Annotated in this window: 12 protein-coding genes; 7 read left to right on the forward strand and 5 right to left on the reverse strand. The window is 72.0% G+C overall.

Annotation, left to right across the window (positions count from 1 at the left end):
* The first annotated feature begins 85 nt into the window (after window positions 1–85).
* Genes purB through ACYVK7_RS19705 form a run of 3 tightly spaced genes read left to right on the forward strand, consistent with a single transcriptional unit; the run spans window position 86 to window position 3392 of the window.
* Complete coding sequence (purB, locus tag ACYVK7_RS19695; RefSeq protein WP_460889406.1) at window positions 86–1585, forward strand: adenylosuccinate lyase; 1500 nt, start codon at window positions 86–88, stop codon at window positions 1583–1585.
* A gap of 20 nt (window positions 1586–1605) precedes the next feature.
* Entirely contained in the window at window positions 1606–2982 is a 1377-nt protein-coding gene (locus ACYVK7_RS19700) for a M20 family metallopeptidase (RefSeq protein ID WP_460889407.1), read from the forward strand.
* 44 nt (window positions 2983–3026) lie between these two features.
* The gene (locus ACYVK7_RS19705) at window positions 3027–3392 is read left to right on the forward strand and encodes a hypothetical protein (RefSeq protein ID WP_460889408.1); all 366 of its coding nucleotides are present in this window, start codon (window positions 3027–3029) and stop codon (window positions 3390–3392) included.
* Window positions 3393–3471: 79 nt separating this feature from the next.
* Here the strand turns inward: ACYVK7_RS19705 and ACYVK7_RS19710 are convergent, their stop codons facing one another.
* Both ACYVK7_RS19710 and ACYVK7_RS19715 read right to left on the reverse strand, forming a co-directional pair.
* Window positions 3472–5796 (reverse strand): hypothetical protein, encoded by a 2325-nt coding sequence (locus ACYVK7_RS19710; RefSeq protein WP_460889409.1) that lies wholly within the window; start codon window positions 5794–5796, stop codon window positions 3472–3474.
* Entirely contained in the window at window positions 5793–8630 is a 2838-nt protein-coding gene (locus ACYVK7_RS19715) for an MMPL family transporter (RefSeq protein ID WP_460889410.1), read from the reverse strand. Before ACYVK7_RS19715 ends, ACYVK7_RS19710 begins: the two co-directional genes overlap by 4 nt.
* 125 nt (window positions 8631–8755) lie before the next feature.
* Here ACYVK7_RS19715 and ACYVK7_RS19720 point away from each other — a divergent pair, with 125 nt between their 5' ends.
* Complete coding sequence (locus ACYVK7_RS19720; RefSeq protein ID WP_460889411.1) at window positions 8756–9451, forward strand: TetR/AcrR family transcriptional regulator; 696 nt, start codon at window positions 8756–8758, stop codon at window positions 9449–9451.
* Between the two features lie 3 nt (window positions 9452–9454).
* Here the strand turns inward: ACYVK7_RS19720 and ACYVK7_RS19725 are convergent, their stop codons facing one another.
* Together ACYVK7_RS19725 and pgm are read right to left on the reverse strand one after the other, a co-directional pair.
* On the reverse strand, window positions 9455–10426 hold the full coding sequence (locus ACYVK7_RS19725; protein WP_460889412.1) for a glycoside hydrolase family 6 protein: 972 nt from the start codon (window positions 10424–10426) through the stop codon (window positions 9455–9457).
* 100 nt (window positions 10427–10526) lie between these two features.
* Window positions 10527–12233: a phosphoglucomutase (alpha-D-glucose-1,6-bisphosphate-dependent) gene (pgm, locus tag ACYVK7_RS19730; RefSeq protein ID WP_460889413.1), complete on the reverse strand. Its 1707-nt coding sequence runs from the start codon at window positions 12231–12233 to the stop codon at window positions 10527–10529.
* A gap of 74 nt (window positions 12234–12307) precedes the next feature.
* On the opposite strand from pgm, the gene ACYVK7_RS19735 reads away from it, so the two are divergent.
* Complete coding sequence (locus ACYVK7_RS19735) at window positions 12308–12643, forward strand: rhodanese-like domain-containing protein (protein ID WP_460889414.1); 336 nt, start codon at window positions 12308–12310, stop codon at window positions 12641–12643.
* Here ACYVK7_RS19735 and ACYVK7_RS19740 read toward each other — a convergent pair.
* Window positions 12640–14331: a glycoside hydrolase family 10 protein gene (locus ACYVK7_RS19740; RefSeq protein WP_460889415.1), complete on the reverse strand. Its 1692-nt coding sequence runs from the start codon at window positions 14329–14331 to the stop codon at window positions 12640–12642. The genes ACYVK7_RS19735 and ACYVK7_RS19740 overlap by 4 nt on opposite strands.
* A gap of 447 nt (window positions 14332–14778) precedes the next feature.
* On the opposite strand from ACYVK7_RS19740, the gene ACYVK7_RS19745 reads away from it, so the two are divergent.
* On the forward strand, window positions 14779–15999 hold the full coding sequence (locus tag ACYVK7_RS19745) for an MFS transporter (protein WP_460889416.1): 1221 nt from the start codon (window positions 14779–14781) through the stop codon (window positions 15997–15999).
* Window positions 16000–16094: 95 nt separating this feature from the next.
* On the forward strand, window positions 16095–16559 hold the full coding sequence (locus tag ACYVK7_RS19750; RefSeq protein WP_460889417.1) for an NfeD family protein: 465 nt from the start codon (window positions 16095–16097) through the stop codon (window positions 16557–16559).
* The last annotated feature ends 204 nt before the right edge of the window (window positions 16560–16763 follow it).

The following is a 16763-nucleotide window of genomic DNA, read 5'->3' on the forward strand; positions in this document are numbered from 1 at the left end:
GACGAAACCGAGCGTAACATAACATGTATCATATGACAACGGTCTGGAACGCAGCCTCGGGCCGCGCCAGGCCAGGCGTGGGAGAATGGAGCACGTGCCTGAGACGACCGCGCCCGCCGCCAGCCCTGCCAGCCCCGTCACCCGCGTCACCCTGGCGGAGGTGAGCCCGGCCATCGCGCTCGGACCGCTCGACGGCCGGTACCGCAAGGCCGTCGCGCCGCTCGTGGACCACCTGAGCGAGGCCGCGCTGAACCGCGAGCGCATCCACGTCGAGGTGGAGTGGCTCATCACGCTGTGCAACGGCACACCCGGCGACCCGTCGCCCGTCGTCCCGGGTGCCCCCGCGCTGACGAAGCAGGAGGTCGACTACCTGCGCGCGATCCCCGCGACGTTCGGCGCGGACGAGATCGCCGAGCTGGCCGAGATCGAGCGGGAGACGGTGCACGACGTCAAGGCGGTCGAGTACTTCATCAAGCGCCGCATCGCGGCGGCGCCCGAGGCGCTCGGTGAGACCAGCCTCCCGGCCGCGAGCGAGCTGGTGCACTTCGCCTGCACCAGCGAGGACATCAACAACCTGTCGTACGCGCTGATGGTCCGTGGCGCGGTCCGCGAGGCATGGCTCCCGGCCGCCACCGCCGTCGTCGACCAGCTCGCGGGCATGGCGCGCGAGCACGCGGGCGCGCCCCTGCTCAGCCGTACGCACGGGCAGCCGGCGACGCCGACCACGCTGGGCAAGGAGCTCGCCGTGCTCGCCCACCGCCTGCGCAGGCAGCTGCGACGCATCGACGGTGCTGAGTTCCTGGGCAAGCTGAACGGCGCCACCGGAACGTACGGCGCCCACACGGTCGCCGTCCCCGGGGCCGACTGGCCCGCGGTGTCGAAGGCGTTCGTCGAGGGCCTCGGGCTGGACTGGAACCCCCTGACCACGCAGATCGAGTCGCACGACTGGCAGGCCGAGGTCTACGCCGACATCGCGCGCTTCAACCGGATCCTGCACAACCTCGCGACGGACGTGTGGACCTACATCTCGCTCGGCTTCTTCACACAGATCCCGGTCGCGGGCGCCACCGGCTCGTCCACGATGCCGCACAAGGTGAACCCGATCCGGTTCGAGAACGCCGAGGCCAACCTCGAGATCTCGTGCTCGCTCCTGGACACGCTCTCCGCGACGCTCGTGACGAGCCGCCTGCAGCGCGACCTCACCGACTCGACCACACAGCGGAACATCGGCCCGGCGTTCGGGCACAGCCTCCTCGCCATCGACAACGTGGCACGTGGCCTGGACCGGCTGGCCGTCAACGAGACGCTGCTGCGTGAGGACCTCGACGCCAACTGGGAGGTGCTCGGCGAGCCCGTCCAGTCCGCGATGCGTGCCGCGTCGGTCGCGGGCGTGCCCGGCATGGAGAACCCGTACGAGCGCCTCAAGGACCTCACGCGCGGCCAGCGCGTGGACGGCGCCCGCATGCGCGAGTTCGTGGCAGGCCTCGGCCTGCCTGACGACGTCGCCGCGCGGCTCGCCGCCCTCACCCCCGCCACGTACACAGGGCTGGCCGAGCAGCTCGTGCAGGACTACCTGAAGGCCTGACCCGGCGCGGCGCTCCTACGATGGACCGCATGAGCCGCTCCACCCCGCCGAGCACCGCGTATCTCGACCACCTCGTCGCCGAGACCGCCGTGCGGCGGGAGGCGCTGACCGGCGCGGCCTCCGCGGGCGGGCACGGCTCCGTCGGCGGGCCTGAGACGCTGGCTTCCCGCGGCGCGCCCGCCGCTCTGGTCGCCGCTGCCGAACAGGCGGCCGGGCGGCTCGAACCGGACCTCGCCGAGATCGTCCGGCGGCTGCACGAGCACCCTGAGCCGGCCTTCGAGGAGCACCGCAGCGTGGCGACACTGGTCGAGGTGCTAGCGCGGCATGGCGTCGAGGCGGAGGTCGGCGCCCACGGGGTGGCGACGGCGTTCCGGGCCGAGGCAGGCGGTCCGGACGGACCCACGATCGCTGTCTGCGCCGAGTACGACGCACTGCCCGGCATCGGCCATGCCTGTGGCCACAACGTCATCGCGGCGTCGGGGGTCGGCGCCTTTCTCGCCCTGCGCGAGGCCATGGCCTCCGCTGACGCCCCCGCCGGCCGCGTCGTGCTGCTCGGCACACCCGCCGAGGAGGGGCACAGCGGCAAGGAGGTCCTGGCGCGCAACGGGGCGCTCGACGGCATCGACGCCGCGATCATGGTGCACCCCTACGGGCTCGACGTCGCCGATCAGGTCTGGCTCGGTCGCCGGCTGCTGACCTGGACGTTCACCGGGCGTCCCGCGCACGCCTCCGCCCAGCCGTACATGGGCCGCAACGCGCTGGACGCCGCCAGCCTGGCCTACCAGGGCATCGGCCTGCTGCGGCAGCAGATGCCGCCGGTGGACCGGGTGCACGCGACGATCGCGGAGGGCGGCACGCGGCCCAGCATCATCACCGAGCGTGCCGTCGTGCACCTGTACGCGCGGTCCAAGTACGTGGACACCCTGCGTGACCTGTCGCGTCGCCTCGACGACATCGCGCACGGCGCGGCCCGCATGACCGGCACCGACGTCGAGATCATCTGGGACGACGGCGCCCACCCGAGCCTGCCCGTGCGCGGCAACCGGGCGCTCACCGAGCGCTGGGTCGCGGCCCAGCGCCGTCGGGGCCGCGACCCCCTACCGGCCGGCGTGCTGTCGGAGACACTCGCGGCGTCCACCGACTTCGGCAACTTCTCGTTCCGCGTCCCCGGTATCCACCCGCTCGTCCAGGTATCCGCCCCGGACGTCGCGCTGCACACCGCGGAGTTCGCCGCCGCCGCGGCGACCCCGGCGGCGGTCTCGGCCGCCGTCGACAGCGCGGCCGGGCTCGCCTCGACGGCCCTGGACTACCTGTACGACGCCGACCTGCGGGCCGCCGTCCACGCGGAGTTCGCCGACGAGGGTGGCGCCGTCGACGTGCCGGCGTACTTCGACTGAAAATCAGGGGGGCCGACCGCATGGGCCGGCCCTATGGTCGGGCCATGACGACCCCGGAGATCGCCCCTACCGACACCTGGCTCGCCGTCACGCGGGAGGACGGCGAGACCGTCGGCTACCTGGAGCCGCTGACTGCCGACTACGCCGACGTGCTCCCACGCAACCGCCTCGGCCACGCCGTGGGCGACGCCGGCGACTTCCACACGGCCGAGGAAGTAGTCCTCGAACGCGGCCTGCGCGAGCTGGCGGAGCACTGGCTGCTCGACGGCGAGGGGCCCGAGCTCGCCGTCATCGAGCTCGCACCGGACGGCATCGTGCTCCGCGACGCGTTCCTGTCCAAGTCGCTGGCCCCCACGAAGCGGGTGCACGTGCCGTGGCCGGACACCTCGGGCCGCCTGCGCCGGGTGTGACCGGGCCTGCGCCAGGTGACCGGGCCTGCGCCAGGTCCGACGCCGGGCCTGGCTGCTCAGCGACTTCGGCAGGGCTAGGTCAGGCAGCTCGGAGCAGCTCCGCGACCCGAACCGTGCGGCGTCTCGCCACCATGGCCGTCGTCAGGGCGATCCCCGCGACACCCCACAGGGAAACAGCTGCGACGGCTGTACCGACACCACCCACACCCGGCTCGATGAGTCCCACCAGGCCGTCGAGGCCCGCACCCACCGGCAGGAACGACGCGAGGCCCTCCAGTACGGCAGGCACCGTCGACACCACTCCCGTCGCGATGACCAGCACCGCCACCAGCAGGCTGATCCCGCGGCCGACATGGCCGAACGCGGCCGCCAGCGCCTGGTTGACCGCCACGAAGGCGACCGAGACCAGCGACCCGAAGCCCATGGTCGCGATCCAGCCGCCGAGGTCGAGGTCCTCGATACCGGCCAGCACCGCACCCGTCCCGAGGCCCGTGACCAGGCCGACCACAGCGGGCACCGCGAACGTCTCGAGCGTGAGCCGCAGTGCGCCCCTGGTCGAGCCGCGGGCGTGCAGCGGGACTGGGGTGAACACGATCATCAGTGCGAGCGCACCGAGCCAGAGCGCCAGGACCGCGAACATCGGGCCGGTCGCGCCGGTGTCCAGGTCTGTGACCGCGCCGTCGGTGGCGACCGGGTCGGCCACCACGGAAGCAAGCGACTTGCGCTCCTGCTCCGTGTACGAGGGGATCTCCTCCGTGGCCTGCCCCAGGCCGTCCGAGAGGTCCTCCGCGCCGCCGGCCAGCTCACCGACGCCGTCGGCGAGACCGTCGACTCCGGTCGCGAGCTGGGTGGTGCCGGTGCCCAGGTCGCTGACACCGTCTGCCAGTCCGTCCACACCCGTGGCGAGCTGGCTCGTGCCCGTGACCAGCTGCCCGGCACCGTTGGCGAGCTCGCTTGCGCCTGCCGAGATTCCGCCCGCGCCGTCCGACAGTTCCCTGGCGCCTGCGGACAGCTCGGTCACGCCACCCGCGGCCTGGTCGGCGCCCGCTGCGAGCTCGTTCAGGCCGCCCGAGAGCTCATGTGCACCGCCCGCCAGCTCCGCAGCCCCACCGGACACCTGCTCCGCGCCGCCAGCAAGCTCTCCGGCCCCGCCGGCGAGACCTGAGATGCCGGCGGACAGCTGGTAGAGACCAGTCGGGTCCTCGTCGGCAGATCCAGGGGTCCCCGCGAGCCCCGCCATGCCGGCGGCAAGCTGGTTCAGGCTCTCCCTGTCGGCGCAGATCGCCGTGAGCCGGGGGTCGGCGGACGGCAGGGCGCACGCCTGCTCGATACCGTCGACGAACTCCTGCATGCCGCCCGCCAGAGCCTCCGCGTCCTGGGGGATGCGCTCGGCGCCCGTCGCGGTGGCCGCGAGCCCGTCGGCCAGTTCCCTCGTGCCGGTCGCGACTCCCTCCGTGCCGGTCGCGAGGTCGTCCGCGCCGGCCGCCAGGGTCGCGGCGCCCTCCGCGGACTGGCCGGCGCCTGCGGCCAGCTGCCCCACACCCGCGGCCGCCTGGTCCGCACCAGCGGCCCACTGGTCCGCGCCCGCGGCCCACTGCCCCGCTCCGCCGGCCAGGCCGCTCACGCCTTCTCCGACCCCGGCCACGCCCGCCGCCGTCTGATGGGCGCCATCAGCGAGCTCCTGCGCGCCGTCTCCGGCGTCACTCGCCCCGGCGGCGAGCTCGCCGGCGCCGTTCGCCAGCTCCTTGGCGCCCTTGCCCGCCTCGTTCGCGCCGTCGGCGAGCTGGTCCGCGCCGTCGGCGGCCTTGCCCAGCTCCTCGGAGAGGGTGGAGAAGCCGACGAGCACGTTGTCCACGTACGTCTCGGTCAGGGTGCTGCCGAGCACTCCGGTGGCGGTCTGGGCCACGACCTGGGCGAGGGCGTCGTCGAGCACGCGCCCGTTGGCCGGTGTCGCGACGTCGATGGTGGCCTGTCGTGCCTTCGCCGGGTCGTCGCCGCCGAACGACGTCGCGGCGGCGGAGAAGCCCTCCGGGATGGTCACGACGGCGGCATAGGTGCCGTCGGCGAGGCCGTCGGCCGCGCTCGACGCGTCGGAGATCTCCCAGTCGTAGCTCGCGTCGGAGGCGGGGACGGCCGCCGCCTCGCCGGCCGTGGCGTCCGCGGTCTCGCCGCCGCTCACCAGTCCGGCGGCGAGCTGCCGGCCGAGCGGCACCGTCTGGCCGTCGACCTTGACCGGCTCGTCAAGGTTGACGATCGCCGCCTTGACGGTGTCGAGCCGGTCCTGCGGGTTCCAGAGTGCCGAGATCAGCAGACCGAGGATCATCAGCGGAAGGAGCGCCACGGCCACCGCGCGCCATGGGTTCCGGATCGGCTCCGGCCGCAGCCATCTCGTTGCGGTGCTCATGCCCGCACCTCCTGCTCGGTCACGTCGGCTAGCTGGTCAGGTTCTGTACTGGGGGGTTCGGCGCGTGCGCCCGGGCTGACGTCCAGCACCGGGGTGCCCCGCGGCGCCAGGTCGGTGGCCGCGAAGCCCGTGGAGCCGAGCAGCACCGCGACGCCCGCGTCCCGCGCGGCGGCGACGGCCTGCGCCAGCTCCGCGCGCGCCGCAAGGTCGCCCACCGTCTCGGTGCCGTCCACGACGAGCACGGCCGGCCTGTCGCGCAGCGCTCGGCGGATTGCCTCCGCGGGGTACCCGCCCTCCGCCGCCGAGTCGACGACCGCCGCCCGGTGCCGCACGGACGACGCCCGCTCGGGTAGCACGAGCCCCGCGGTCTTGGCGACTCCCCCCGTCACGCCGAGCCGGCCGGCGACGGCGAGCAGGAACGCGCTGACCGGTGCCGAGGCGTCGCCGCGGACGAGCAGCGTGCCGCCGTCGGGGACCCGGACGCTCACCGGGCCGACGATCACGCCGGACCGCCCGTGCACCTGCAGGTCACCCACGGCCACCGCGTCGGTCGCGCCGGGCTCCGGCCAGTCCGCGAGCGACAGCTCGCGGGCCAGCCCCTCTCCCTCGACGTCGAACGACGGCAGCACCCGGTCGAGCCACTTCGGCATGTACCAGGCCTTCTCGCCCAGCAGGGCGAGCACGGCCGGGACGAAGACCATGCGCACGACGAACGCGTCGACGGCCACACCGACGGCCAGGCCGAGCGCGATCGGCTTGAGGTTCATGTCACCGTGCGGGACGAATGCCACGAAGACCGCGATCATGATGATCGCCGCGGCCGTCACGACCTTGGCCGAGCCCTGGAACCCGCTGGTGATCGCATGCTTGGCGCTGCCGCCGTGCACGTAGTCCTCACGCATGCGGGACACGAGGAATACCTCGTAGTCCATCGCGAGCCCGAACAGGATGCCCATCAGCACGATCGGCATGAAACTGATGACCGGGCCGGTACGGGTGACGTTGAGCGCCTCGGCGAACACGCCGTGCTCGAACACGAGCGAGACCACACCGAACGCCGCCCCCACGGACAGCAGGTAGCCGACCGTGGCCTTGATCGGCACCGCGATCGAGCGGAACACCATCGTCAGCAGGATCAGCGACAGGCCGACGACGACGAGCGCGAACGGCAGCAGCGCGTTGCCGAGCTTGTCCGAGACGTCGATGCCGACGGCCGTGAAGCCGGTGACGGAGAGGTCGACGCCGTACTCGTCGAGGTAGTAGTCGTGCTGGGCCCGGATCTCGCGGACCAGGTCCTCCGTCTGAGCGGATGTCGGGCCGCCCTCGGGGACCACCTGGATGATCCCGGTGTCGGCGGACTGGTTCGGCGTCGCGAGCGGCACGTCGGCCACGCCCGGCAGGCCGGCGATCTCGTCGCCGATCTGGTCCATGAGCTTCAGCGGGTCGGTGCTCGTCACGATGGACCCGGTCACGATCAGCGGACCGTTGAAGCCGTCACCGAAGTGCTCGGAGACGAGGTCGTAGGTGACGCGGGCCGGGTCGTCCTCTTCCATCACGCCCGCGTCCGGGAGCGCGAGGCGCAGGTCCAGCGCGGGGTAGCTGAGGGCCCCCATCGCTGCGATGACCAGCACGACGGTCAGCGCCGGGATCTTGGTCACCGCACGCACCCATCCGGCGAAGAACCGGCCCGGACGCGGCTCGGACGGGGCCTCGGCGGGGGCGCGCCGGCGCGTCGTCGCGGGGTCGGCCGCTGCCTCGGTGCCGGCCGCCTCGGCCGCCTTCGCCGCGGCGCCGCGAGCACGTCGCGACGGCTTGGGCCGCAGGCGCTCGCCCGCGAACCCGAGCAGCGCCGGCAGCAGCGTGAGCGAGACCAGCACGGTGATGCCCACCGTCACCGCCGCCGCGACGCCCATGATGGTGAGGAACGGGATGCCCGCCACGCCGAGGCCGACGAGCGCGATCATCACCGTGAGCCCCGCGAACACGACAGCGGAACCTGCCGTCGCCGTCGCCCGCGCGATCGACTCCTGCACGGTGAGCCCGGTGCCGAGCTGCTCCCGGTGCCTGGACACGATGAAGAGCGCGTAGTCGATGCCCACCGCCAGGCCCAGCATCACCGCCAGCATCGGTGTCGTCGAGTTGATGGGGCCGAGCGCGGTGGCGGCGAACAGCAGCCCCATCGAGGCGCCGACGCCGAGGAGCGCGTTGATCAGCGGAAGGCCCGCTGCCACGAGCGAGCCCAGCGTGAGGACCAGCACCACGAGCGCGACGAGCAGGCCGATCCCCTCGGTGAGCGTCATCTCGGGGAACTTCGAGGAGAAGAGCTGTCCGCCCAGGTGCGCCTCGGCCCCCTCCGGGAGCGCCTCGGCGAGGGCGTCCGCCTCGACTCCCAGTGCCTCCTTGGTCTCCTCGGTGATGGAGCCCTGGTCGCCGTCGAGCTGGATCGTCAGCAGCGTGGCGCGCTCGTCGTCGGAGACCGATGCGGGCATCTGCTCCTCGAACGGCGACGTCACGGCGGCGACCTGCGAGACGTCGCCGATCGCCGCCACGCCGTCGGTGATGGCCGAGCGCACCGGCTCGTCCTCGATGGAACCACCCTCGGGTGCCACCACGATCACCTGCGCCGAGGCGCCGCTGACCTCAGGGAACGTCGCCGCCAGGCGGTCGAGGGCCTCCTGGGACTCGGTGCCGGGGATGGCCACCTGGTTGTCGAGACCTTGCTGCAGCAGGCCGGCCGCGCCGCCCACGAGGACGAGTGCCACGACCCAGGCGGCCACGACGAGCCGGCGGGCACGGACGGCCCATTGGCCGAGCGAGTAGAGAACGGAGGACACGCACACTCCTGGACGAGGCGGGGTACGGCAGGGGACGTTCGATGCACCACTGTATCCGATACACGAGTGCATCCAGTACACGGGTGTATGGATACACTGGTCCCTTGACCCACCGAGGAGTTGCCGTGACCACTGAGCACGCCACCGACGTCGGCTCCGGGTCGTCCGTCGAACGTGCGCTCGCCACGGCGCTGACCCCCCGACGCGAACGAACCCGCGAGCGCCTGCTCGACGCCGCCTTCACCGTCTTCGCGCACCACGGAATCCGTGGCGCGTCGATCGAGGCCGTCTGCGAGGCGGCCGGATTCACCCGCGGCGCCTTCTACTCGAACTTCAGCAGCAAGGAGGAGCTGTTCCTCGCGCTCGCCGAGCGGGCGATGCGCAGGCAGCTCGCCTCGCTGGAGTCCGTCAGCAAGGAGCTGGAGCCGGACATCGTCCGGGGCGGCTCCGTGGACCACGACGCGATCCGCAGCATCCTCTCGGTGGTCGTGACGGACCCGGGGGACGCCAGGCAGTGGTCACTGATGCGCGCCGAGCTGGAGCTGCTGGCGATGCGCGACCCCGCCGTCGGCAGGCCGTTCCTCGCACAGGAGGAGACGCTCCGTACCGAGGTCGGCGCCGCGATCGAGCGGATCCTCGCCGACCTCGGCCTGCGGTTCACGGTCGACCGGCGCACGGCGGTCGACCTCCTGCTCAGCATCTACGAGTCGTCCGCGCGGGCGGCCGTGGTCGCGCACCCGACGGACCAGGACGGCGATGCCGCACCCGACACCGCCGTCCTGAGCGAGCTGGTCAACCTGCTGGTGACGACCGCCGACTGAGCCTCACCAGTGCGCGTTGGCCGCCAGCTCCAGCGCGATCTCCTGCCACCACTGGCCGGCAGCGGGGCCGCCGTTGCAGGCGCCGTCCGACTCGCCGGGGAGCTTGACCCACAGGAGCGCGTCGAGCGACGTGGCGTCGTCCACGACTCGTGGCTGCTCCCCGAGGGCGCGACCGCGCGGGTTGCACCACTCGCCGTTGGAGCCGTTGCCGTTGCGTGACGTGTCGATCACGTACGGCTGGCCGCCCACCTGCGCCGAGACCTGCTCGGCGTACGCCTGGGTGTCCGCGGTCGTCTGATAGTTCGAGGTGTTGAGCGCGAACCCGACGGCGTCCGTGAATCCGATCAGCTGCAGCCGTCGCGCCGCCTCGCTCGTGCTCAGCCACCCCGAGTGCCCGGCGTCGATGTAGACGCGCGCCCCGGCGTCGGCGAGGGCGGACGCCGCGTACCGCAGGTACCCGACGCGGTCGCCCTGTCCGTCGCAGTCGCCCAGCTGGGCCAGCGCGTCGGGCTCGAGGATCACTATCGGGTTGCCCGCGATGCCGGTCGCCACGGTGTCCACCCAGCGCGCGTACTCGCTCTCCGGCACCCCGCCCCCGGAGTGGTTTCCGCAGTCCCGTCCCGGGATGGCGTACACGGTCAGGATGCCGGTCTGCCCGGCGGCAGCGGCCCGGCCCGTGTAGTCGGCGACCTGCTCGCGGGTCTGGTCGGCATCCGCCCAGTCGCCCACCCAGTACGCCTGCGGCGTCAGGGCGATCTTCGCGAGCAGCTCCTTGTCCTGCCCGCTCGCTGCCTCCCACGCCGCGTAGGCCTGCGTGGTGGGGTCCACGTAGAGGCCCGACGCCGCGGTCTCGGCAGCGCTCAGGCTGGTCACTCCCGCCGTGGCGGTCTGGGACACCGCCACGGCTCCGCCGGTCATGAGTACGAGGGCTGCGGCCAGGGCCGCCGTTCGGGTACGACGTCGTACGCGAGGCATGGCGCTCTCCGTTCAGTCGGGTTCACCCCGGCCGGACCGGCCGTGGTGTACCCGCGTGACGCTAGGAAGAACGCCGCCCCCGGCATACCCTACGAATCGTTTAGGCGCCCCCAGCCTGTGCCTCGTCCACCAGGGTCTTGGCGGCCGCCTGGACCTCGGTGAGGTGCTCGGCGGACACGAACGACTCCGCGTAGATCTTGTACACGTCCTCCGTGCCGCTCGGCCGCGCGGCGAACCACGCGTCCGCCGTCGTGACCTTGAGGCCACCGATCTTCGCGCCGTTGCCGGGCGCCTCGGTGAGCTTCGCCGTGATGTCCTGCCCGGCGAGCGTGGTGGACGTGACGTCGGACGGCGACAGTGCGCCGAGCCGCGCCTTCTGCTCCCGCGTGGCCGCCGCGTCGACCCGGGCGTACCAGCTCTCGCCGAAGCGTTCGACCTGCGTGGCGTGGTGCTCCGACGGCGACCTGCCCGACGCAGCCATGATCTCCGAGGCCAGCAGGGCGAGCAGGATCCCGTCCTTGTCCGTCGACCAGACGCGGCCGTCCTTACGCAGGAACGACGCCCCCGCGGACTCCTCGCCGCCGAACCCGACCTCGCCGGAGAGCAGGCCGGGCACGAACCACTTGAACCCGACCGGCACCTCGAGGAGCCGCCTGCCCAGCCCACCGGCCACCCGGTCGATGAGCGCCGACGACACGAGCGTCTTGCCGATCGCGGCGCCGGTGGGCCAGCTCGGCCGGTTCCCGCCGTACAGGTACTCGATGGCCACGGCGAGGAAGTGGTTGGGGTTCATCAGGCCGTCGGCCGTGACGATGCCGTGGCGGTCGGAGTCGGCGTCGTTGCCCGTGGCGATGTCGAAGGGCGCCTGCCCTGCCGGACCGTCCGCGCCGCCCGTCATCCGCTGCACGAGCGACGCCATCGCGTACGGCGAGCTGCAGTCCATGCGGATCTTGCCGTCCCAGTCGAGCGTCATGAACGCCCAGCGGGGGTCGACCTGCGGGTTCACGACGGTGAGGTCGAGGTCGTACCGGTCGGCTATCTCGCCCCAGTACTCGACCGACGCCCCGCCCAGGGGGTCGGCGCCGATCCGCACGCCGGACGCGCGGATGATGTCGAGGTCGAGCACGTTCGTGAGGTCGTCCACGTAGGTCGACAGGAAGTCGTGGCGGTGTGTCCGGTCGGAGCCCAGCGCGGCGTCCAGGGACACCCGCCGCACCTGCCCGACGCCGGTGCGCAGGATCTCGTTGGCCCGGTCGGCGATCCACCCGGTCGCGTCGGAGTCGGCCGGGCCACCGTGCGGCGGGTTGTACTTGAACCCGCCGTCCCGGGGCGGGTTGTGCGACGGCGTCACGACGATGCCGTCCGCCAGGCCGGCACCGGGCGCGGCCAGGCCGGGTGTCCCCTCGGCGAACCGGGTCTGGTTGTGCAGCAGGATCGACTGGCTGACGGCGGGGGTCGGGGTGAACGAGTCGCGGGCATCGACCATGACGTCGACGTCGGCCGCCGCGAGCACCTCCAGCGCCGTCTGCCAGGCAGGGCGGGACAGCGCGTGGGTGTCCCTGCCGATGAACAGCGGGCCGTCCGTGCCCTGGCCGCGGCGGTACTCGACGATCGCGGCGGTGATCGCCACGATGTGCGCCTCGTTGAAGGCGTGGTCGAGGCTCGACCCGCGGTGGCCCGAGGTACCGAACGCGACCTGCTGGCCAGGGTCGTCAGGGTCCGGCGAGAGGTCGTAGTAGGCGCCGACCACCTGGTCGACGTCGATCAGGTCGCTGGGCTGGGCGGGGGTTCCGGCACGCGCATCCATGCAGGCGATACTGCCAGGTGCCGGGCACGTCCGTCGCGATCGGGGCGGTCGGGTCGCCGTCGTAGGCTGGAGACATGTTCCCGCCGATGCTGCCCGAGGTCCCCTCGGTCCACCCCAGCGAGCTCGACCCGACCTCTCCCGTGCCCGACGGGTCCACCCTGCTGGACGTGCGTGAGCAGGACGAGTGGGACGCCGGTCACGCCCCGGGTGCCGTGCACATCCCGCTGAGCGACCTCCCCGCCCGGTACGGCGAACTGGACGCCGACTCCCAGGTTCTGGTCATGTGCCACTCCGGCGGCCGCTCGGCCCGCGCGACGCAGTGGCTCAACGACGCCGTGGGCTTCGAGGCGACGAACCTGGACGGCGGCATCGTCGCCTGGCAGGGCGCCGGGCTGCCCGTCGAGCGTTAGCCGCCGACGGCCCGGGCCCCCTGGCGGATGGCGCGGGGCTGGCTCGGGTCGGTCTCGTTCCAGACCCGGTCCAGCGCGGTGACCACGTAGGTGTAGTCCGCGCCGGGCGCGGCGGAACCGTCGAGCCACGACTGGACCCGGCCGCCCACCGAACGGAACGTGCCCACCAGGTTCGCCGGGTCGTTCGTGTCCACGAAGTCCACGACTCCGGACACGCGGTACACCGCGAACGACGTCGCCCGGGCGGACCGGGTACCGATGTCCGCCACGTGCAGGCGGACGCCGTCGCGCACCCGGCGTGCGTTCGCGAGGACCGGGGTGACCACGGGCTCGGCCGGCAGGTGCGACATCACCGGCAGCAGGGCCGGGTACTGGTAGTGGTCCTCGACGACCTTCGACATACCGCCCTGCGCGTCGGCCGGGATGTGCTTGGCGGAGTAGTAGACGTTGCCGTGGACCGGTCCGACGTCACGGCTGACCTCGCGGCACAGGCCGAGGTGGTTGGTGAGCTCTTCCGGGTCGGTGAAGACCCCGCTCGTCATCTTGTACAGGCCCTCGCCCACGTAGAGCTGCGTGCCGGACTCCGCGGCCACCTCCGCCCACCACGGGACGAGGGCCGCGTAGTCGGCTACGGCGAGCCCGATCTGCCAGTAGATCTGCGGGTTGATGTAGTCCAGCCAGCCCTCGAGCACCCACTTGCGGGTGTCGGCGAACTGGTCGTCGTACGACTCCGAGCCACCCGTGGCCGACCCCAGCGGGTCGGTCGTGGAGTTACGCCAGATGCCGAACGGGCTGATCCCGAACTTCACCCACGGCTTGGTCTCCTTGATGCGGACGCTCATCGTCTCGACGAAGCGGTCGACGTTGCCCCGCCGCCAGTCCTCGATCGTGTCGAAGCCCGCGCCGTACCGTTCGTAGGTCCCCGCGTCGGGCAGCGTCTGGCCGGCCACCGGGTACGGGTAGAAGTAGTCGTCGAAGTGCACCCCGTCGATGTCGTAGTGCTCGACGGCGTGCAGGATCGCCTGCTGGATGTGCTCCTGCGCCTCGGGGACGCCCGGGTCGAAGTAGAGCTTGCCGCCGTACGACCACACCCAGTCCGGGTGCTGCCGCGCGGGGTGGTCCGCGACGAGCTGTGCCGGGTCGGTCTGCATCGACACGCGGTACGGGTTGAACCAGGCGTGCAGCTCGATGTTGCGCTTGTGCGCCTCCTCGACCATGAACCCGAGCGGGTCGTAGCCGGGGTGCTCACCCTGCGTGCCGGTCAGGTACTGCGACCAGGGCTCGTACGGGCTCTCGTAGAAGGCGTCGGCCGTCGGCCGTACCTGCACGAACACCGCGTTCAGCCGGTTCTCCTCCGCGACGTCCAGCCAGTGCAGGAACTCGGCCTGCTGCGCCTCGGCGTCGAGCCCGGCCGTGGACGGCCAGTCGATGTTGACCACGGAGGCGATCCACATGGCCCGCAGCTCGCGCTTGAGGTTCGGGGCCGACGACGACTGCGGCGTGGCGTTACCCGTCATGGCCGGGGCGCCGAGCGCCGTGGCCGGGTCGAGTGCGGCGATGGTGACGCCGATGGCCGCGGCGGCGGTACCCGCCGTCGCCATGGTGAGGAACTCGCGGCGACCGAAGCCCGACGACAGCCCGGACAGACTGGCCGGTGGATGCGACGTGGTGCGCGCATAAGCGGGCATGGGTGTCGCCTCATGGCGGGCGGGCTGCCTCACGTGCTTGACCTCCGGTACTGGCTGCTGGGGGTTGGTGCCGTGGTGCTCTCTGTTGTGTTCGGGCGGCGCGCTGCGGGCGCGTCGCTACGTTGGCCGGCGCCGGTCCGGGGAACACTGAGGTGACGAACAATGCCACCGGACGGCGCCGTGGGGAAACTCTCGCACATGTCGCTTCGGATGTGAAGTTTGCAGTGTGGTCGAAAGTGTGGAACTTACTTTCAAGGCGGGATCCGCCCCACAGGTTCATGGATACGGCTACGACGTGCAGGAACGGAGCCGTTCGGATCCGCTGCGCCTCTCCGACACTCTTGTCGCCCGCAGAGCGTGAACAGCACGTGACAGATCAGACGATGTACCCGTCCACTGCGACAAAACAGCGGGACCGGTGTCAGTGGCCGGTGGGACACTCGAGCAGTGCCAGAGACCGCCGCCCCACCCCGCTCCAACCCGTACGCGGCAGTGCTCCGCACCCCGGGTGCGCTCCGGTTCTCCGCCGCGGGCTCGCTCGCCCGGCTACCCATGTCGATGGTCGGCATCGGCGCGGTGCTCATGGTCCAGGGCCTCTACGACAGCTACGCCATGGCCGGCCGGGTGGCCGCCGTGCTGGGCCTCGCGCAGGCCTTCCTCGCCCCGCAGATCGCGCGCTGGGTGGACCGCCACGGCCAGCGGAGGGTGCTGCTGCCCGCGCTGGTCGTGTCCGCCGTCGGACTCGGCGGGCTCGTCACCGCCGCCGTGCTGGGTGCTCCCGAGTGGGTGCTGTGGCCGTTCGCCGTGCTCGCCGGCGGTAGCCAGGGCTCGTACGGCTCCATGGTCCGCGCTCGCTGGAACCATGCGCTCGACGACCCACGCCGCCTGCACACGGCGTACTCCCTGGAGTCCTCGATCGATGAGCTCGTCTACATCGTGGGCCCGGTGCTCGCCACGGTGCTCGCCACGGCGGTGGCCCCGCCGTCGGCCATGGTCCTCGCCGGCATCGCGGCCGTGGTGGGCGGCGTGCTGTTCCTGGTGCAGCGTGCCACCGAACCACCTGTCGTGGTGCCCGACGCCGAGGTACGCAGCCGCCCCGTCGTGCTGACGCCCGGCATGCCGGTGATGGTGCTCGTCTTCGTCGCGATGGGCATGATCTTCGGCTCCATGGAGGTGGTCACCGTGGCGTTCGCCGAGGACCGTGGCAGCAAGGGCATGTCGGGCGTCGTGCTCGCCGTCTTCGCCCTCGGCTCCATGCTCGCGGGCCTCACGTACGGGGCACGCCACTTCACCAGCCCGCCGGCACGCCGGTTCGTGATCGGGATGGCGGCCCTCGGCCCAGGCGTGTCGCTCTATCTCCTGGCCCAGTCGCTCTGGATGCTGGCGATCGCGATGTTCGTGGCCGGCCTCGCCATCGCCCCCACCGTCATCACCGGCAACGGCCTGGTGCAGGACATGGTGGGCAAGCACCAGCTCACCGAGGCACTGACGTGGGTGGGCACGTCCATCGGTATCGGGGCCTCCCTCGGAGCATGGCTCGCCGGGGCCCGCGTGGAGGTGGCGGGCGCCGAGGCGGGCTTCCTCGTCACCGTGGGAGCTGCCTGGTTCGCGACACTGCTGACCCTCGCGGCGAGCCGTACGCTCCGGCGCCAGTCGGCGGCGCGGTAGCCGGCGGGAATTTTCACCCCGTTGAACCCCAGTTGGCAAGCGTCCGCCTGATACGTTGCATCCGACTTTTCCAAATCTTCACGAACGGACGCGGGATGCTCGTCTTCATCATCATCGGACTTCTCGGGCTCGCGCTCGCCGTCGCCTCGCTCGTCTTCGGCGACTTCCTGGACCTGGCCGACGGCGCCCTCTCGGGCACCTCGCTGGGTGCCGGAGGGATGCTGTTCGGCGCGACCGGCATGGTGGTGCTGTCCTCCGGCCTGGAACCGTGGGTCGCCTACCCGGCGGGGCTCGTGGTCGCGATCCTGGTGATCCTGCTCGTCAACGTGATGCTCAAGCGCCTCCGGGCGGGTGACGACGGTGCCCCTGTCTCGCTCGTCGGAGCGCAGGGCTCCGTCACGTCAGACGTCGACACGGGCCACGGCGAGGTGTCGCTGGACGCGGTCACGGAGCTCGAGACCCGGCTCGCCTTCTCCGACGAGCCCATCAGGCAGGGCACGCGGATCGTCGTCGTCGAGCAGCACGGCGCACGGGTGAAGGTCGAACCCGTGCCGCGCTGAGGCGTGTCCCGACGTGAGCAGTCCCCCTCCCCCGCACGACCTACACATCCGGCTGGGACCGTCCGCGTGCCTGGCCACCCCTATCCCCAGGAGCCGACATGGAAATGACTGGTCAACTAGTTGTTGCGGGTCATGACGTTGGTGACGCGGGGTCGGGTGTGAGGAAGGGGTAGGCCTGGCGGCAGGATGGAAGTGCGACCAACC

The sequence above is a fragment of the Promicromonospora xylanilytica genome, assembly GCF_054782895.1.